17 protein-coding genes and 1 other RNA gene are annotated in these 17,409 nt (G+C 55.1%); 14 read left to right on the top strand and 4 right to left on the bottom strand.

Annotated elements, in window-relative coordinates:
- The 7 genes from ACFO6X_RS06280 (at position 1) to ACFO6X_RS06250 (ending at position 4,338) form a co-directional block, all read left to right on the top strand.
- On the top strand, positions 1 to 903 hold the full coding sequence (locus tag ACFO6X_RS06280) for a hypothetical protein (protein WP_382431156.1): 903 nt from the start codon (positions 1 to 3) through the stop codon (positions 901 to 903).
- On the top strand, positions 873 to 2,138 hold the full coding sequence (locus ACFO6X_RS06275; RefSeq protein ID WP_382431154.1) for a glycine-rich domain-containing protein: 1,266 nt from the start codon (positions 873 to 875) through the stop codon (positions 2,136 to 2,138). The genes ACFO6X_RS06280 and ACFO6X_RS06275 overlap by 31 nt, the downstream gene beginning before the upstream one ends.
- Positions 2,138 to 2,668, top strand: a complete 531-nt coding sequence (locus tag ACFO6X_RS06270) for a hypothetical protein (protein ID WP_382431152.1) — start codon at positions 2,138 to 2,140, stop codon at positions 2,666 to 2,668. Before ACFO6X_RS06275 ends, ACFO6X_RS06270 begins: the two co-directional genes overlap by 1 nt.
- Before the next feature lie 41 nt (positions 2,669 to 2,709).
- Positions 2,710 to 2,970, top strand: coding sequence for a hypothetical protein (locus tag ACFO6X_RS06265; protein ID WP_382431150.1), 261 nt, complete (start codon positions 2,710 to 2,712; stop codon positions 2,968 to 2,970).
- A gap of 65 nt (positions 2,971 to 3,035) precedes the next feature.
- On the top strand, positions 3,036 to 3,323 hold the full coding sequence (locus ACFO6X_RS06260) for a hypothetical protein (protein WP_382431148.1): 288 nt from the start codon (positions 3,036 to 3,038) through the stop codon (positions 3,321 to 3,323).
- Positions 3,320 to 3,874 (top strand): lysozyme, encoded by a 555-nt coding sequence (locus tag ACFO6X_RS06255; protein WP_382431146.1) that lies wholly within the window; start codon positions 3,320 to 3,322, stop codon positions 3,872 to 3,874. Before ACFO6X_RS06260 ends, ACFO6X_RS06255 begins: the two co-directional genes overlap by 4 nt.
- Positions 3,871 to 4,338: a hypothetical protein gene (locus tag ACFO6X_RS06250; RefSeq protein ID WP_382431144.1), complete on the top strand. Its 468-nt coding sequence runs from the start codon at positions 3,871 to 3,873 to the stop codon at positions 4,336 to 4,338. The genes ACFO6X_RS06255 and ACFO6X_RS06250 overlap by 4 nt, the downstream gene beginning before the upstream one ends.
- Before the next feature lie 203 nt (positions 4,339 to 4,541).
- On the opposite strand, the gene ssrA is transcribed toward ACFO6X_RS06250, so the two are convergent.
- From ssrA to ompA, 4 genes are all read right to left on the bottom strand, one after another.
- Positions 4,542 to 4,919: a transfer-messenger RNA gene (ssrA, locus tag ACFO6X_RS06245) on the bottom strand.
- Between the two features lie 11 nt (positions 4,920 to 4,930).
- On the bottom strand, positions 4,931 to 5,596 hold the full coding sequence (locus tag ACFO6X_RS06240) for an HAD family hydrolase (protein ID WP_382431260.1): 666 nt from the start codon (positions 5,594 to 5,596) through the stop codon (positions 4,931 to 4,933).
- A gap of 14 nt (positions 5,597 to 5,610) precedes the next feature.
- A complete protein-coding gene (gene ubiG, locus ACFO6X_RS06235; protein WP_382431142.1) occupies positions 5,611 to 6,324 on the bottom strand; it encodes a bifunctional 2-polyprenyl-6-hydroxyphenol methylase/3-demethylubiquinol 3-O-methyltransferase UbiG in 714 nt (237 codons plus the stop codon).
- A gap of 91 nt (positions 6,325 to 6,415) precedes the next feature.
- Positions 6,416 to 7,057: an outer membrane protein OmpA gene (gene ompA, locus ACFO6X_RS06230; RefSeq protein WP_382431140.1), complete on the bottom strand. Its 642-nt coding sequence runs from the start codon at positions 7,055 to 7,057 to the stop codon at positions 6,416 to 6,418.
- 224 nt (positions 7,058 to 7,281) lie between these two features.
- Here ompA and gyrA point away from each other — a divergent pair, with 224 nt between their 5' ends.
- The 7 genes from gyrA (at position 7,282) to ACFO6X_RS06195 (ending at position 17,385) form a co-directional block, all read left to right on the top strand.
- Positions 7,282 to 9,930 (top strand): DNA gyrase subunit A, encoded by a 2,649-nt coding sequence (gyrA, locus tag ACFO6X_RS06225; protein WP_382431138.1) that lies wholly within the window; start codon positions 7,282 to 7,284, stop codon positions 9,928 to 9,930.
- A gap of 38 nt (positions 9,931 to 9,968) precedes the next feature.
- Complete coding sequence (gene serC / locus ACFO6X_RS06220; protein ID WP_382431136.1) at positions 9,969 to 11,081, top strand: 3-phosphoserine/phosphohydroxythreonine transaminase; 1,113 nt, start codon at positions 9,969 to 9,971, stop codon at positions 11,079 to 11,081.
- On the top strand, positions 11,078 to 12,193 hold the full coding sequence (gene pheA, locus ACFO6X_RS06215; protein WP_382431134.1) for a prephenate dehydratase: 1,116 nt from the start codon (positions 11,078 to 11,080) through the stop codon (positions 12,191 to 12,193). The genes serC and pheA overlap by 4 nt, the downstream gene beginning before the upstream one ends.
- 8 nt (positions 12,194 to 12,201) lie before the next feature.
- Complete coding sequence (locus ACFO6X_RS06210; protein WP_382431132.1) at positions 12,202 to 13,083, top strand: prephenate dehydrogenase; 882 nt, start codon at positions 12,202 to 12,204, stop codon at positions 13,081 to 13,083.
- Positions 13,084 to 15,105: a bifunctional 3-phosphoshikimate 1-carboxyvinyltransferase/cytidylate kinase gene (locus ACFO6X_RS06205; RefSeq protein WP_382431130.1), complete on the top strand. Its 2,022-nt coding sequence runs from the start codon at positions 13,084 to 13,086 to the stop codon at positions 15,103 to 15,105. It abuts the gene before it with no gap.
- 180 nt (positions 15,106 to 15,285) lie between these two features.
- A complete protein-coding gene (rpsA, locus tag ACFO6X_RS06200; RefSeq protein WP_382431128.1) occupies positions 15,286 to 16,971 on the top strand; it encodes a 30S ribosomal protein S1 in 1,686 nt (561 codons plus the stop codon).
- A 99-nt stretch (positions 16,972 to 17,070) separates the two neighbouring features.
- A complete protein-coding gene (locus ACFO6X_RS06195; protein ID WP_382431126.1) occupies positions 17,071 to 17,385 on the top strand; it encodes an integration host factor subunit beta in 315 nt (104 codons plus the stop codon).
- Positions 17,386 to 17,409: the final 24 nt, after the last annotated feature.

Genomic DNA, 17,409 nt, shown 5'->3' with positions numbered 1-17,409 from the left:
ATGGCTTACTACATTGATCCGATAGAGACAACGGAGGCTCAACTCTTGTCTGGGCCTGCGGAAGACCCGACCCCAGCCTGGACGGCTGCAACCTACGCTGTAGGCGAGGAAAGGCACGTTGCAGCGGCACACCGGGTCTATCGCTGTGCTGTTGCAGGTGACAAGACGATCAGCCCAGAAGCTGACCCAACTGGCTGGAATGATATGAGGCCGACACAACGCTGGGCTCCATTCGACGTGTACACCTCGACCGCCATTACGGCTACCACCGACATCACCTACCAGCTCAAAAGTCGGTTTGTGAATGCTGTGGTGCTGTACGGACTGCGAGGCAAAACGGTCACGCTGACGATTACGGCCAATGGTGTCGTGCTCTACAGCAAAACCGTGCGCTTGCAATATCCGGCGCGCGGCTACTGGGACTACGGCTACGGCCAGCGTCGCAGCCGTACATCGCTGATTTTCACGGGCTTGCCAATCCACAAGGATGCGGAAATCAGCGTCACGGTTGCCGCCAGCGGCACCAGTACACGGGCCATAGGCATGCTGATACGTGGCAAGTTGACCGCCCTGCACGGCCGTGGTGGTTTTGGCGGCACGCAGACAGACGCAATGGTAGACCCCCGCAGTTTCACGTACAGAAAAACTGAAGCCGACGGCACCTACAAGATCGTTCCGCGCGGCAGCGCGAAGAACCTGTCGTTCACCGTACTGATGGAGCGATCCCAAGCGGATCGATGTGTACAAGAGCTAGAGCTTTTATTGAACCGGCCTGTGTGCTGGATTTTGAGCCTAAAGCCCGGTTTTACCGGGCTTTGTGCTTTTGGCTTCGCAACGAAATCCCCCCTGCGCTATCGCTATGAAACGGCGATATGCGACTTAACCGTGGAAGGAAATATTTGATGGCAACTGCACCAATCTCAATTGGCCCTGCACCTGTGGTGCCGGATGCAAGCAAAGCAGAAGCGGATTTTGATGCCGACTATGAGGAGCGCATGAGATGGGAAGGGGAGGTGATGGTACCGGGCATCAATGCACTAGCCACCAACGTCTACACCAATGCGCTGGCAGTTGCAGAAGATGCAACCGCTGCACAAGCAGCAGCTGGCCAAGCTGGGCTACATGCCAGTGCGGCTGGAACTGCTGCTGTAGAGGCGATAAATAGTGCCTCTGCTGCTGCTGTATCAGCAGCAGAGGCTAGATATGTAACACGCCTGTACTTGGGCCCGCTGAATTCAGACCCGGCGACTGGCTCCGGTGGAGCTCCACTTGTTGACGGGAATTGGTACATTAACTTAGTCTCTGGATTCATTCGCTGTTATACCAATTCTGCTGGTTGGGTACACGGAGTTACAGGAGTATCTGGCGTTAGTACAGTTAACGGGCAGACTGGCAATGTAACAACCGTCACCAGCATTAATGGATTGACTGGGTTAGTAATAGCACCAACTCAGGCAGAGGCAGAAGCGGGCATAGAAAACACTAAGCCGATGACATCGCTTCGCACGTCTCAGGCAATTGCGAAGTCAATCACCGGAAGCCTATTGCGAATTACTGTAATTACAGCCAGTAGCACATGGACAAGAGGCCAAGGCACAAAAAAGGTGCGTATTCGGCTTGTTGGTGGTGGAGGCGCTGGTGGGGGTGTTGGGGGCGCTAGTGGAACGATTGGTGGTAGTGGAGCGGGAGCTGGTTATGCAGAAACTCTGTTAGATGTTTCTGCAATATCTACAGTCGCTGTAATTATTGGGGCGGGCGGTGCTGCTACGGCGACTGACGGCGGCAATGGTGGAACTACATCATTTGGTTCGTATTGCGCAGCTACGGGAGGAATGGGGGGATTGCAAGCCAATGGAGGAGGACTTTCTGGCTCTGTCGGTGGATATGGAACTATCGGACAAATTCTGATTGGAGGCGAACCGGGAATGACAAACGGCAGTAGCACATATCCAGTAAACAGCAGCTTTCCTGGCGGGAATTCTCTTCTGGGTTTTGGTGGTGCTCCAAATCGTAATGGAGCAGGTTTAGCACCAGCGTATGGTTATGGTGGTGGAGGTAGTGGTGCCCACTCACTTGGTAATGGTGCCAGCGGTGGGCCGGGCAAATCGGGGGTTTGTATAGTCGAGGAGTATGCATAATGCGCTACGCTATCGTTAATAATGGATTTGTTGTTAATGTTGTCGAATCAGATGAATTTCATGCCGCTGAATGCAGATGGATTCCATCGGGCACAGCGTCAATTGGCGACATTTACGATGGTAGTAAATTTACAAAGCCTACCAAATCAGTGCTGTTTGCTGACTTAGTAGAAGCAGCTCGTGCAGCACTATTTAATGAGTACAACGCTCGTGTTCAAACCTTGGCCTCAGGGTACTCACAATACGAACGCGAAAGCTGGCCCATACAGACCGCAGAAGCCACCGCCTATACCACCGACCCCCAAGCTGTGACGCCGTGGCTGGATGCAGCCAGCGCAGCCCGTGGTATCGACAAAGCTGAACTGGCGGCCCGTGTGCTCACAATGGATACGGCATATCGGCAGATCCACGGCGCGCTCACCGGGCACCGGCAGAAGCTGTGGGATCAGATTGCTGTGGCGCAGACGGCTGAGGACATTGCGGCTATTGATGTGACTGTGGGCTGGCCAGCATTAAAGCGCAGCTTTTGACTTTGGCCGGGGGCGTCAAGACCCGGCTGATTCTGCTGGCCTTGATCCCATTGTTTTTGGCCGCTGATGTCCTCTGGTGGGCGCGCTACCTGTGGTCGGTGGTGTTTTCAACGTACAGGGCATGGAAGCTGGCCATATCCAAAGACCAGAACGCGAACACCGCCTTCAACGGCAGCGAAGACGAAACGGTCAGCAGCCGCGCCGCACGGGCACGCGATCAGGGATCGCGCTGGGGCTGCATCTTGTGCCGCCTACTGGATGCCATCGACCCCGACCACTGCAACAAATCCAAGGGGACATAGATGCCCCAGACCACTCCCCCACCACCCGGCCTCGCCGGGTTTTTTTATGCCTGAGAGGAGGCAATATGCAAGACGATTTCGGTAACCAACTGCCCGCGAGTGCGGTATTCCAGCGTTTAGTCGAGGGCGACAAGCGAATGGGCAATATCGAATCTGATGTCGCAGCGACCCGGAAAGATCAACATGAGCTGCGGATGCAGATCACCGATCTGCTGGAGTTTTTTGAAGCGATGCAAGGGGCCTTCAAAGTTCTGAACTGGGTTGGGACATTGGCACGGCCTGTGGCAGCCATCATTGCGCTGTGCGTGACACTGGCTGGGGCATGGAGTGCCATGCGTGGGGTGAAAGGATGAACGAGCTGCTGAAAAAACGCCTGTTGGCCGTTAGCACCAGTGGTGCGATTGCAGTAGCAGCAGCACTAGGGGCGTGGTATGAAGGTGATGGCCCAACAGTTACCCAACCCGATGGCACGGTGCTGTATCGTGTCTATTTAGACCCCGTAGGCATCCCGACGGTGTGCCGGGGGGTAACGGGGTCTGATGTAGTGCGTGGCAGGCTCTACACAGCAACAGAGTGCCGGGTGCTGGAGCAAAAGCATCTGGCACGCGCCGAAGCTAGCGCCCGGCGTTTGATTGCTGGGTACGACCAACTCAACCAGTGGCAAAAAGGTGCACTGATTGACTGGCTCTACAACGTGGGCGAGACCAAAGCCCGCGAATCGACGTTGCGGCGCAAATTTGCAGTGGGTGATCTGGATGGGGGCTGTAACGAGCTGGTCAAATGGGTCAAAGGCCGCGTCAAGGGTGAGCTGGTGACCCTGCCAGGCCTAGTTGATCGCCGTGGCGCTACGCAGGAGCTATGCCTGCACTGGGGCCACCCCGGCTATCCCAGAGACCCAGCATGAGTCTATTCACCCACTTGATTATGGCCAGCGTGGCTGCTGCCGCCGTTTGGACGTTTCAAGACGCCCGGATGGATGCCACCGTGGCTGATGCCCGGCTGGCTGGTATGGAAGAAAAGCTACAAGCCCAGACTCAGGGCCGTGCTAATGAACGCGCAATCAGCAAAACTTACATAGAGGCTCTCAATGTCGCACGCACCCGTGAAGCTGCACTTCATACGGATCTTCGCCACCTGCACGCTGTTTCTGACAGCCTGCGCGAACAAAACGCCAACACAGCCCGCCAACTTGCCGCAGCTCCCCCCGCCGCCGTCCTTGAGTACGCCGCTGCCCTCGGCACCGTATTCGACGACTGCCGTGCAGCGTATGCAGGCATGGTCGAAAAAGCTGATGGGCACGCAAGTGATGTCAGAACCATCACCCAAGCTTGGCCTGTGATTACCGCAGCCCCAACGAGGCTACCTTGAGCCTCAATCTGCGGCGAACCTGTTTCAATTTCTCACAAAAAATCACTAGCTAGATGCCCACATGATGCAGTAGCGACAGTCAAACATGGGGATCGGTGTGAAGTGGGTGTGATTTCGGTGTGAATTTCAGGACAACTCAAGGCAATCTATGGGCAAAAAAACGCCAGACTAGAGGGACACTCATTGTCTGGCGTTGTCTTGTGTGGTGGAGCTGGGGGGAATTGAACCCCCGTCCGCAAGCCTTCTTTGGGCAGATCTACATGTTTAGCGGTCTGTTTTGGATCTTACATTCGGTGCCGCGCAGTCGCACGCTACACCAAATGCCAGTACCCTTAAATCTTGTTTTGCACCAAGGTACCCGATGCAAAACCAGCTAATGTAAATTACCTTGCAGCCTGGAGATCTTACGACCCCCTTGCCCAGCCCACTAGCGTGCTGTTGCAAGGCTCACCGGATTTAAGCGGCGAGTGCGAAACGTTCGTCGTTTGCAGTTAGTTTGTTGAATGCAGATTTACGAGCGCCAATCAAGCTCGACATGCACCACACCAATTCCGAACCCACGTCGAAACCAGGGCAGCCCCTATCCCTCATTCTAGGCCAGATTCAAATATTGCAACAGTCCCTGTGGAGAATTAACCACGGCATGAGCCCCCCATTGTTGGGCATCAGCTTGGTTGCTCAAATAACCATAGGTGGCCGCCACTGTGCCCATACCAGCAGCCAGTCCTGCCACAATGTCGCGTGCATCGTCACCCACGTAAATACAATCACAAGCTTGTACCCCGAGCTGTTGTGCGGCATAGAGTAGAGGGGCTGGATGGGGTTTTGCATGGGCTGTGGTGTCACCACTGACCACTGTTGCCGCTGTTTGAAATAGAGGCAGGGACTGCACTAAAGGGGTGGTAAAGCGGGCTATCTTGTTTGTCACTACACCCCAAGGCAGCTGGTGCGTTTGTAAGCGGGCTATCAACTCGGGAACGCCTGTGAAAACGGTTGTGTTTTGGGTGAGGCGTGCTGCGTAGTTTTGGAAAAATTCCTCACGCATTTGCACAAAGTCGGCATCGTCTGGTGTGATGCCAAAGGCTTCGGCTAGCAGGCCGCGTGCCCCAGCACCTGCCATCGGTCGATAACGTTGTGCTGGTAATGAAGGCAAACCCCGGTCAGTGCGCATTTTGTCAGCAGCAGCCCCTAAGTCTGGGGCACTGTCGATCAGAGTACCATCCAAATCGAACAAGACGGCTTTTACGTTCTTGAACATAGTGATCGATGGCATCAGCTTATCCGACGGGTAGCAATAAGATAATTGACGCTAGTGTCGTTGCTGAGCCAGTAACGTTGAGTCAAGGGGTTGTATTGCAGACCACGGGTGTGCAGTACGTCTAGCTGAGCAGCACGGCAGTGGGCTGCTAGCTCACTGGGACGAATAAATTTGGCGTATTCGTGAGTGCCTTTGGGTAGCATGTTCAGTATGTATTCTGCCCCCACAATTGCCAATAAAAACGCTTTGGTATTGCGGTTGATGGTAGAAAAAAATACCCAGCCCCCTGGTTTCACCAGCTGCGCACAAGCATGCACAATGGATTGGGGATCGGGCACATGTTCCATCATTTCCATACAGGTAACGACATCGAAAGTGCTGGGTGCTTCTTCTGCCAAGGCTTCAGCACTGATTTCGCGGTAGTTGACATTTGGGGTTTGTGCTTCTAACGCATGCAATTGCGCTACCCGTAGGGATTTGGTTGCCAAATCAATGCCTACTACCTCTGCCCCTTTGCGGGCCATCGCATCAGCCAAAATGCCACCGCCACAACCCACATCTAGCACACGTTGGCCGTGCAGAGGAGTCAAACTATTGATCCAATCTAAGCGCAATGGATTGATTTGGTGTAGTGGGCGAAACTCGCTCTCTGTATCCCACCAGCGGTGGGCCAGGTCAGAAAACTTGGCCAATTCAGCCAGATCAACGTTCTCGGTGTGGTGGTTCATGGAGTGATTCTCTAGCAAAGCAGGGCAGGAGTATGCTGCCGACCATAAAAAAAGCCCCGCGTGCGGGGCTTTTTTACAGCAATCGGTAGGATTACTGAGCGGGACGGGTACCGACCACTTCGATTTCCACGCGGCGGTTCTTGGCGCGGCCATCTTTGGTCTTGTTGTCAGCGACGGGTTGCTTTTCGCCCTTGCCTTCAGTGTAAACGCGGTTCTTCTCGATGCCCTTAGACACCAGATATGCCTTCACGGCTTCAGAGCGGCGGATAGACAGCTTTTGGTTATAGGCATCCGAACCCACGGAGTCTGTGTGACCCACAGCGATGATGACTTCCAGGTTGACGCTCTTGACCTTGGCAATCAGTTCATCCAGCTTGGCCTTACCAGCGGGCTTGAGCACAGCCTTGTCAAAGTCGAAGAAGGCGTCGGCAGCATAAGTGACTTTGCTGGCTACGGCAGGAGCAGTGGTTGCGGCAGCGGGTGCTGCAGGTGCGGCGGGAGCCGCAGCAGGTGCGGGAGCAGGTGCGGGAGCAGGTGCAGCCAAAGCACCATCGCAACCTGGAGCAGCTGTAGCGGGTGTCCAGTTGGCATCGCGCCAGCACAGTTCATTGCTGCCGTTTTTCCAAACCAGATCACCAGAGCCGTTTTTCCAGTTGTCTACAGTTTGTGCGCCAGCGGCGGTTGCAAGCGCTGCAGAGGCAAACAACATCGCCACTTTGTTCAGTTTTTTCATGGGTTCTCCTCTTGGGGAAAAAGCCGCAGCCGCGCTGCGTATCAATGACGTCGTCGGTGACCACCACCAAAAACGTTATTTTGATTGTGCCATACGCAACACGGCACAAACGTCCCGGTAGCCTAGTGACCGCAGTACGGGCCTGCATTTGAATGCATGTGTTGCGCAGTTGCTACAACGGCTTGGCCCTAAAATGGGTGTCCATTGCTGTCCTTGCTCTTGTCATGACCCAGTTTGCCAAAGAAACCCTGCCCATCAGCCTAGAAGAAGAAATGCGGCGCAGTTATCTCGATTACGCCATGAGCGTGATTGTGGGGCGGGCCTTGCCAGATGCGCGAGATGGCCTGAAGCCGGTGCATCGCCGGGTGCTGTTTGCCATGCATGAGTTGAACAACGACTGGAATCGGCCCTACAAAAAGTCGGCGCGTATTGTCGGGGATGTGATTGGTAAATACCATCCCCACGGCGACAGTGCTGTTTACGACACGATTGTGCGGATGGCGCAGGATTTTTCTTTGCGCCACATGTTGGTGGATGGACAAGGGAACTTTGGTTCCGTCGATGGTGATAGCGCAGCGGCTATGCGTTACACCGAAATCCGCCTGTCCAAGATCGCCCATGAAATGTTGGGCGATATCGACCGGGAAACGGTGGACTTCGGCCCCAACTACGATGGCAGCGAACAAGAGCCTTTGGTGCTGCCCAGTAAGTTGCCTAACTTGCTGGTCAATGGCTCCTCGGGTATTGCTGTGGGCATGGCTACCAACATTCCACCACACAACCTCAATGAGGTGGTGGATGCTTGCTTGCACCTACTGGCCCATCCAGACGCCTCGATTGATGAGTTGATGGAAATCATTCCGGCTCCCGACTTTCCGACGGCAGGCATCATTTACGGTATCAATGGCGTCAAAGACGGCTATCGCACTGGGCGGGGTCGTATTGTGATGCGGGCCAAGTGCCATTTTGAAGATATTGATCGGGGCCAGCGTCAGGCCATCATTGTGGATGAGCTGCCTTACCAGGTGAACAAAAAGACGCTGCAAGAGCGTATGGCCGAACTGGTTCACGAAAAGAAAATCGAAGGCATCAGCCACATTCAGGATGAGTCTGACAAGTCTGGTATGCGCTTGGTCATTGAACTCAAGCGTGGTGAAGTGCCCGAGGTGGTGCTCAATAATCTGTACAAACAAACACAGTTGCAAGACACCTTTGGTATGAACATGGTGGCGCTGATCGATGGTCAGCCGCGCCTGTGCAACCTCAAGGATTTGATCCGTGTCTTTTTGCAGCACCGCCGCGAAGTGGTTACGCGCCGCACAGTGTTTGAACTGCGCAAAGCGCGTGAGCGCGGCCACGTATTAGAAGGCCTGGCCGTTGCTTTGGCCAATGTGGACGAATTTATCGCCATCATCCGCAATGCCCCTACGCCTCCGGTGGCCAAGGCGGCCTTGATGGCCCGTACTTGGGACAGCGCCCTAGTGCGCGGCATGTTGACGTGCACGCGTACTGATGGTGCTGTGGTCAATGCCGAAGATTACCGCCCTGATGCGTTGGACGCCGAGTTTGGCATGCAGTCTGATGCAATGTATCGCTTGTCCGAAACGCAAACCCAAGAAATTTTGCAGATGCGTCTGCAACGTCTGACGGGATTGGAGCAGGACAAGATTGTGGCCGAGTACAAAGAGGTGATGGCACACATTGATGATCTGTTGCACATCTTGGCTACTCCAGCCCGTGTCTCTACCATTATTGGCGATGAACTCAACAGTATCAGGGCTGAGTTTGGTCAGAGCAAACTGGGTGCGCGTCGCAGCCAAGTCGAATACAGTGCCCAAGACCTCTCGACTGAAGATCTGATTACCCCTACCGACATGGTGGTCACGCTCAGCCATTCGGGCTATATCAAGAGCCAGCCCTTGTCCGAATACCGTGCCCAGAAGCGAGGTGGGCGTGGTAAACAGGCCACTGCGACCAAAGAAGACGACTGGATTGACCAGCTGTTTATTGCCAATACGCACGATTACATTCTGTGCTTCTCTAACCGGGGCCGCCTGTACTGGCTCAAGGTCTGGGAAGTGCCCGCTGGCTCTCGCGGTTCTCGTGGTCGCCCCATCGTCAATATGTTCCCGCTGCAAGAGGGTGAGAAGATCAATGTCGTTTTGGCTTTGACGGGGGAGATGCGCAGCTTCCCTGCAGACCACTATGTCTTTATGGCTACGGCGGCTGGTACGGTGAAGAAAACGGCGCTGCAAGAATTTAGCAACCCACGCAAAATTGGCATCATTGCGATCAAGCTTGATGAGGGTGATCAGCTGATTGGTGCCGCCGTGACCGATGGCAAACATGATGTGATGCTGTTCTCTGATGGTGGCAAAGCTGTGCGCTTTGATGAGGATGATGTGCGCGCTTTGGGCCGTGATACCCGTGGTGTACGTGGCATGAACCTCGAAGAAGGACAGAGCGTGATTGCCATGTTGGTGGCCGAAGATGAAACCCAGTCGGTGCTCACAGCCACCGAAAATGGTTACGGTAAGCGCACCAGCATTGCTGAGCACACCCGCCACGGGCGGGGAACCAAGGGCATGATTGCCATTCAGCAATCCGAACGCAATGGCAAGGTGGTCGCCGCTACCTTGGTGCGCCCAGATGATGAAATCATGCTCATCACTGACAAGGGGGTGCTGGTGCGTACCCGTGTCAGTGAGATTCGTGAGTTGGGCCGTGCTACCCAAGGCGTCACCTTGATCGCTTTGGATGAAGGCTCCAAGCTCAGCGGTTTGCAGCGCATTGTCGAAAACGATGCCAACCCTGGTGATATGGCTGAAACTGATGGGGATACTGACACTTCGTCTGTATCGGTGCAGGCTTGATGGGCTATCGCCATAGCCTTATTTTGGGATATTGATATATGAAGCAACGCCCTTACAACTTCTCTGCTGGCCCAGCCACCATCCCGGTTGAAGTGCTGGAACAGGCCGCCGCCGACATGCTGGACTGGCAAGGCAGTGGCATGGGAGTGATGGAAATGAGCCACCGCGGCAAGGAGTTCATTTCTATCTACGAGCAAGCCGAAGCCGACTTGCGTGAGTTGCTGGCCATCCCGATGGAGTTTGAAATTCTATTCATGCAAGGAGGGGGGTTGGCACAGAATGCCATCGTGCCATTGAACCTCTCGCATGGTGGAACCGTGGATTTTGTGGTGACTGGCAGCTGGAGCCAAAAATCGTACAAAGAAGCGGGTAAATATGCCGCCGAAGTGAACTTGGTGGCTTCTGGCGAAGACAGTGGCTTCACTATGGCCCCCGACCCAGCACAGTGGCAACTGAGCCAAGGGGCCAGTTACTTGCATTTGTGCAGCAATGAAACCATTCATGGAGTGGAGTTTCATGAGTTGCCTGATTTGCGGGCGCTTGGGAGCGATACACCACTGGTGATCGACTTCTCTTCGCACGTGGCTTCACGATCTGTAGATTGGTCTCGTGTTGGGCTGGCTTTTGCAGGCGCACAGAAGAACTTGGGGCCAGCGGGCTTGACTTTGGTGGTAGCACGAGAAGATTTACTGGGACAGGCATTGCCTGCCTGCCCCAGTGCTTTCAATTATCAGATCGTGGCCGATCATCAGTCCATGTACAACACGCCCCCCACTTGGGGGATTTATATGGCAGGCCTGACCTTCCAGTGGCTCAAGCGTCAACGCGAAGGTGATTTGACGGGCATTGCTGCGATTGAGCAGCGCAACATCACTAAAGCCCAGTTGCTGTACGACACGATTGACCAATCGCCGTTCTATGTGAATAAGGTGGCTCCCGATTGCCGCTCACGTATGAACATTCCGTTTTTTCTGCGTGATGAATCCCTCAATGATGCTTTCTTGGCTGGGGCCAAAGAGCGTGGCTTGTTGCAACTCAAAGGCCACAAGTCTGTGGGAGGTATGCGCGCCAGCCTGTACAACGCCATGCCCCTCGAAGGGGTACAAGCATTGGTGGCTTATCTGCAAGAATTCGAACGCCAATACGCATGACATCCGCTTCCACTCCTCCTATCCCTCAGGCATCACCCGATTTGGCTGGTCTGCGTGTCCAAATTGACAGTATCGATCAACAATTGCTGACCTTGCTCAACCAGCGTGCGCTGGTGGCTGAGCAGGTGGGCGAAGTGAAAAAGCGTGAGGGCACGCCGTTCTTCCGGCCTGATCGCGTGGCCCAAGTGATTGACAAGATCCAGACAGCCAACCCAGGCCCACTCAAAAATGCCCATGTGGCCGCCATTTGGCGCGAGATCATGTCGGCTTGTCTGGCACTAGAGTCGCCCCAGCGGGTGGCGGTGTTGGGGCCAGAAGGTACTTTCTGTGAACAAGCCGCTATCGAATATTTTGGCGGGGCTGCCGATTTGATGTACTGCGCCAATTTTGACGAAGTATTTCATGCCACGGCAGCAGGTAGCGCCCAATATGGCGTGGTGGGCGTAGAAAACTCCACTGAAGGGGTCGTGACACGTTCTTTGGACATGTTTCTCCACACGCCTTGCCATGTGGTCGGGGAAGTCAGCCTATTGATTCGGCACAATCTGCTACGCCAAACCAACAATTTGGAGGGCATTGAGGTCGTGCTGGCTCATCCGCAAGCACTGGCCCAATGCCAAGCTTGGTTATCTAAGCATTTGCCCCATGCTGAACGGCGTCCGGTCTCAAGTAACGCGGAGGGCGCTCGTCTGGCTGCAACCAATCCGGCTTGGGCCGCACTTTCCAGTGAGCGTGCGGCCCAACAGTTTGGTCTGCACATTGTGGCCCATGCCATCCAAGATGATGCCTACAACCGCACCCGATTTGCCATCATTTGCCTACCACATACACTGCAAACGCCTCCCCCCTCAGGCCAAGATTGCACTAGCCTGATTGTGTCGGTGCCCAACCAACCGGGGGCAGTGCATGATTTGTTGGTGCCACTCAAGCAGCACGGTGTATCGATGACGCGTTTTGAATCCCGTCCGGCCCGTACGGGTCAGTGGGAATATTATTTTTACATCGATATTGATGGTCATCCAAGCCAGCCGCATGTGGCTGCAGCATTGGCTGCGTTGCGCGGTTTGTGTGCTTTTTACAAGGTGCTGGGCACCTACCCGGTAGCTTCCTGAGGAAACGTATGTTTGAACAACTGGGCCTCATTGGCTGTGGCCTGATGGGCGGGTCGTTTGCGTTGGCACTCAAACGTGCGGGGCTGGTCAAACGGGTGGTCGGTTACAGCAAGTCGCCATCGACCACCGACCGTGCTCGCCAGATGGGTGTGATTGACGTGGAGGCTCCATCGGCTTTGCTGGCCGTGGCGGGTGCTGATATTGTGCTGCTTGCCGTGCCAGTTTCAGCGACCGAGGCATCGCTCAAAGCCATTAGGCATCTGGTGGCACCCAACATGCTGATCATGGATGTGGGCTCTACCAAGGCTGATGTAGTGCAGGCTGCTCGCAGTGCATTGGGCGAGAAGGCTGGTTCGTTTGTGCCAGCCCACCCTATCACAGGGCGTGAAGTGGCAGGGGTAGAACACGCTGACGCGGATTTGTATGCAGGCCGTCAAGTCATCCTGACGCCGATTGAGCGGACCCTGACCATACAACTCAAAAAAGCCGAAGAGGTCTGGAAGGCTTTGGGCTGCCGTGTCACCAGCATGTCCCCAGAGTCGCATGATGAGGCGTTTGCGGCAGTCAGCCATTTGCCACATCTGTTGGCCTTTGCCTTCATTAATGGGTTGGCCGGTCAGACCCAATCCGACAACTTCTTTTCTCTGGCTGGGCCGGGGTTTCGTGACTTCACCCGCATTGCCGGGGGGGAGCCCAAGATCTGGCGTGATATTTTTCTGGCCAATCGCCAAGAAGTGCTGGCACAGTCGGAGTTGTTTCGTCAGTCATTGACGCAGCTCGAGCAGTTGGTGCGCAGCGGCAACGCGCAAGGCCTTGAAGACTTGATCACACTGGCCAGTGAAACCCGTACCCATTGGCGTATGGGTGCGCAACGAGGCAAAGGCCACTGAATGTTTGCTATTCCATTTCTTGATCTTCCTTCCTTGGGCAGCGCCGTTGGTAGCGTGCGACTGCCTGGTTCCAAAAGTATTTCTAACCGTGTCCTGTTGCTGGCCGCATTGAGCCAAGGAACGACTCTGGTACAAGACCTATTGGCCTCTGACGATACCCGTGTCATGTTGGATGCTTTGCGCCAATTGGGTTGTGGTGTCGAAGAGGATGGAACTCAAGCCCGCATTGTGGGGTTGGGGGGGTGTTTGCCGCAGTCACCGGCCCGACTCTTTTTGGGCAATGCAGGCACGGCCATGCGACCGCTTACGGCGGCGCTGGCCTTGCTGGGTGGCGAGTATGAATTAGGTGGCATTGCCCGTATGCACGAGCGCCCGATTGGCGACCTTGTCGATGCACTGCGTCAACTCGGTTGCCATATCGATTACTTGGGCCAAGACGGTTATCCACCATTGCGCATTGCCCAAGCCGATGGAGTCCCCGCTTTGTCGTTGGCCGGGCCTATCCGTGTACGCGGCGATGTTTCGAGCCAGTTTCTTACGGCCTTGCTCATGGCATTGCCCTTAGTGGCGACAGCACAAGAGGTGGTGATTGAAGTGGTGGGGGAGTTGATCTCCAAGCCTTATATTCACATCACGTTAGAGTTGTTGGCTCGTTTTGGTATTGCCGTGCGTCACGAGCACTGGCAGCGATTCATCATTCCCGCGGGCAGTCGTTACCAATCGCCCGGCACGATCCACGTAGAGGCCGATGCCTCGTCAGCTAGCTACTTCATTGCGGCAGGTGCCATTGCCGGGGTTGCACCAGGTGTTAAGGTGCTGGGCGTGGGGTTGGACTCCATCCAGGGTGATATTCGTTTTGTCGAGGCTGCACGGCTGATGGGGGCACAGATCAGCGGTGGCCCCAATTGGTTGCAGATCGAGCGTGGGAGTTGGCCTCTGAAGGCCATTGATCTGGATTGCAATCACATTCCTGATGCAGCCATGACATTGGCCGTGATGGCGCTGTATGCTGATGGCACCACCACACTGCGTAATATTGCCAGTTGGCGTGTCAAAGAGACTGACCGGATTGCTGCGATGGCAACCGAATTGCGCAAATTGGGGGCCACAGTAGAAGAGGGGATGGATTTTATCCGTGTCACTCCACCGTCAGCCCCCGCTGATTGGCGTGCGGCCACCATCCATACCTATGATGACCATCGGGTGGCAATGTGCTTTTCGTTGGCAGCCTTCAATCCGGCTGGGTTGCCTGTGCGCATTGAAGACCCCAAATGCGTTGCCAAAACTTTTCCGGACTATTTTGAGGCCTTGTTCTCGGTGGTGCAAACCGCCCCCCATACTATCCCTGTGATTTGTTTGGATGGCCCTACTGCCTCAGGTAAGGGCACGGTGGCGGCCGCATTGGCACAAACGTTGGGTTACGCCTTTCTTGACTCGGGTGCGCTCTACCGGATTACGGCATTGGCAGCCATCCGTGCCGGTTTGGCACTAGAGGCCAGTGCAGAGGCTGAGATAGCAGCGTTGGTGCGGCACTTGGATATTCGTTTCGAGGCGGAGCAGGTATGGCTCAACGGAGAAAACATCACCACAGCCATCCGCACTGAAGAAGCTGGAATGAATGCCTCACGTGTTTCTGGTCTGCCAGCAGTGCGCACGGCATTGGTGGCGTTGCAACACAGTTTTCGTTGCTTGCCTGGTTTGGTGGCCGATGGTCGGGATATGGGCACGATCATTTTTCCTCAGGCACCCCTGAAGATTTTTCTCACGGCCAGTGCTGAGGCACGCGCCCAAAGGCGTTATCAGCAGTTGATTGCCAAAGGGGATTCGGCTAATATGTCTGCTCTCTTGGCCGACTTGCAGGAGCGTGATGCGCGGGATATGTCCCGCAGTGTGGCGCCTCTGCGGCCCGCACAGGATGCGCTGTTGCTGGACAGCACCCACTGCACGGCCCATGAAGCTGTGCAACAGGTGTTGGCTTGGTGGCAGCAACGTCAGCCTTTTGTGCCTAGTACACAAGGCTGAGAAAGGGTTGTTATCAACCAACTCTGGCCCACACCAACTTCTGTTGTGCAGTAGCACACGGGTGGTGTGGTTCTTTGTCAATTTAACCTGTGGTCTGTGACCACATAGCAAACCACCACTGGCAGCCTTTGAAACTACGGTAATCGGGCTGTGGTCAACCTGTTAGTGGTAAGGAAATACATGTCTGAATCTTTTGCCGCCCTTTTTGAAGAATCCCTGCAGCGTACTGAAATGCGTCCGGGCGAAGTGATCACCGCCGAAGTCGTGCGCGTGGAGCACAACTTTGTCGTCGTGAACGCTGGCCTCAAGTCCGAGTCCTACGTACCGCTGGAAGAGTTCAAAAACGATCAGGGCGAAGTCGAAGTCCAAGTGGGCGATTTTGTCTCCGTGGCTATCGGCTCGATTGAAAACGGTTATGGCGACACCATCCTGTCGCGTGACACCGCCAAGCGTCTGGCCTCGTGGCTGGCTCTGGAAAAGGCGCTGGAGTCTGGCGAATTTGTCACCGGTACCACTAGCGGCAAGGTCAAGGGCGGCCTGACCGTGCTGGTCAATGGCATCCGTGCCTTCTTGCCTGGTTCCTTGATTGACACTCGTCCGATCAAAGACCTGACTCCCTACGAAAACAAGACGATGGAGTTCAAGGTCATCAAGCTCGACCGCAAGCGCAACAACGTGGTGTTGAGCCGCCGTGCCGTGGTCGAGGCCTCGATGGGCGAAGAGCGCGCCAAGCTGATGGAAACCCTGAAAGAAGGCTCCATCGTTCAGGGCGTGGTCAAGAACATCACTGAATACGGTGCGTTTGTGGACTTGGGCGGTATCGACGGCCTGCTGCACATCACCGATATGGCATGGCGCCGTGTCCGTCACCCCTCCGAAGTGGTGACTGCTGGTCAAGAAATCACTGCCAAGATCCTCAAGTTCGACACCGAGAAAAACCGCGTGTCTCTGGGTCTCAAGCAAATGGGCGACGATCCTTGGATGGGCGTGTCGCGCCGTTACCCCCAAGGCACCCGCTTGTTCGGCAAGATCACCAACATCGCCGATTACGGCGCGTTTGTGGAACTCGAACCTGGCATCGAAGGTCTGGTACACGTCTCCGAAATGGACTGGACCAACAAGAACATCGCTCCTTCCAAGTTGGTCACGCTGGGCGATGAAGTCGAAGTCATGGTCCTGGAGATTGACGAAGACAAGCGTCGTATCAGCTTGGGCATGAAGCAATGCAAGGCCAATCCTTGGCAAGAATTTGCACAAAACACTAAGCGTGGCGACCGCGTCAAGGGCCCGATCAAGTCCATCACCGACTTTGGCGTGTTCGTGGGCTTGGCTGCTGGTATCGACGGCTTGGTGCACCTGTCTGATCTGTCTTGGAACGAAGCTGGCGAAGCCGCTGTGCGCAACTACAAGAAGGGTCAAGAAGTTGACGCCATCGTGTTGGCCGTGGACGTCGATCGCGAACGCATCTCCTTGGGCATCAAGCAGCTCGATGGTGATCCGTTCACCACTTTTGTCACCGTGAATGACAAGGGCCAAACCGTCACTGGTAAGGTCAAGACCGTTGATGCCCGTGGCGCTGAAATCGATCTGGGTGAAGACATCATCGGCTATCTGCGTGCCTCCGAAATCTCGCGTGACCGCGTGGAAGATGCCCGGAATGTGCTGAAGGAAGGTGATGAAGTCACCGCCGTGGTGGTCAATGTGGATCGTAAGACACGCAACATTCAGTTGTCCATCAAGGCCAAGGATGTGGCTGACCAACAAGAAGCCATGCAATCTTTGAGCCAGCAATCGGCCCGTGAAAGTGCTGGTACCACCAGCCTGGGTGCCTTGCTGCGTGCCAAGTTGGACAATTCCGACAAGTAAAATCTTGTTGGCCTGAAGGCTGACCAGAGGCCGGGTTTGTGTGTAAGCACATGCCCGGCCCTTTTTTCATGAGCATTGGTGATGAGCTTGCAAAAATCCATGACCCGATCGGACTTGGTGGATGCCTTGGAGGCGCGGTTTGAGCCATTGGGCCACCGAGATGCAGAAGCTGTAGTGAAAACTATTCTGGATGCAATGGGCGCTACGTTAGAAAATAGCGGGCGTATTGAAATTCGGGGCTTTGGTAGTTTCTCAGTCCATGTTCGGCCCCCGCGCATGGGGCGTAATCCACGCAGTGGAGAGGCCGTGGCTGTTCCAGCCAAGCAGGTACCTCATTTCAAGGCAGGTAAAGCTTTGCGTGAGGCGGTGGATGGTACCAGTGCTGAAGCACGGATGATCTTGCCTCCGCTTTAGAATGACCCGTCACTACGGGGATAT

The organism is Giesbergeria sinuosa (assembly GCF_042652905.1).
GTDB lineage: Bacteria > Pseudomonadota > Gammaproteobacteria > Burkholderiales > Burkholderiaceae_C > Simplicispira > Simplicispira sinuosa.
Note: the sequence above shows the minus strand (reverse complement) of the source record. Positions and strands in the feature narration are given on the sequence as shown.

Bases quoted from the DNA above. Each gene is read 5' to 3' on its own strand.
- ACFO6X_RS06240 (WP_382431260.1), bottom strand. From the start codon at position 5,596: ATGTTCAAGAACGTAAAAGCCGTCTTGTTCGATTTGGATGGTACTCTG.
- ACFO6X_RS06205 (WP_382431130.1), top strand. From the start codon at position 13,084: ATGTTTGCTATTCCATTTCTTGATCTTCCTTCCTTGGGCAGCGCCGTT.
- ACFO6X_RS06260 (WP_382431148.1), top strand. From the start codon at position 3,036: ATGCAAGACGATTTCGGTAACCAACTGCCCGCGAGTGCGGTATTCCAG.
- ACFO6X_RS06275 (WP_382431154.1), top strand. From the start codon at position 873: ATGCGACTTAACCGTGGAAGGAAATATTTGATGGCAACTGCACCAATC.
- ACFO6X_RS06250 (WP_382431144.1), top strand. From the start codon at position 3,871: ATGAGTCTATTCACCCACTTGATTATGGCCAGCGTGGCTGCTGCCGCC.
- ACFO6X_RS06255 (WP_382431146.1), top strand. From the start codon at position 3,320: ATGAACGAGCTGCTGAAAAAACGCCTGTTGGCCGTTAGCACCAGTGGT.
- ompA (WP_382431140.1), bottom strand. From the start codon at position 7,057: ATGAAAAAACTGAACAAAGTGGCGATGTTGTTTGCCTCTGCAGCGCTT.
- ubiG (WP_382431142.1), bottom strand. From the start codon at position 6,324: ATGAACCACCACACCGAGAACGTTGATCTGGCTGAATTGGCCAAGTTT.
- rpsA (WP_382431128.1), top strand. From the start codon at position 15,286: ATGTCTGAATCTTTTGCCGCCCTTTTTGAAGAATCCCTGCAGCGTACT.
- serC (WP_382431136.1), top strand. From the start codon at position 9,969: ATGAAGCAACGCCCTTACAACTTCTCTGCTGGCCCAGCCACCATCCCG.
- gyrA (WP_382431138.1), top strand. From the start codon at position 7,282: ATGACCCAGTTTGCCAAAGAAACCCTGCCCATCAGCCTAGAAGAAGAA.
- ACFO6X_RS06195 (WP_382431126.1), top strand. From the start codon at position 17,071: ATGACCCGATCGGACTTGGTGGATGCCTTGGAGGCGCGGTTTGAGCCA.
- ACFO6X_RS06280 (WP_382431156.1), top strand. From the start codon at position 1: ATGGCTTACTACATTGATCCGATAGAGACAACGGAGGCTCAACTCTTG.
- ACFO6X_RS06210 (WP_382431132.1), top strand. From the start codon at position 12,202: ATGTTTGAACAACTGGGCCTCATTGGCTGTGGCCTGATGGGCGGGTCG.
- pheA (WP_382431134.1), top strand. From the start codon at position 11,078: ATGACATCCGCTTCCACTCCTCCTATCCCTCAGGCATCACCCGATTTG.
- ACFO6X_RS06270 (WP_382431152.1), top strand. From the start codon at position 2,138: ATGCGCTACGCTATCGTTAATAATGGATTTGTTGTTAATGTTGTCGAA.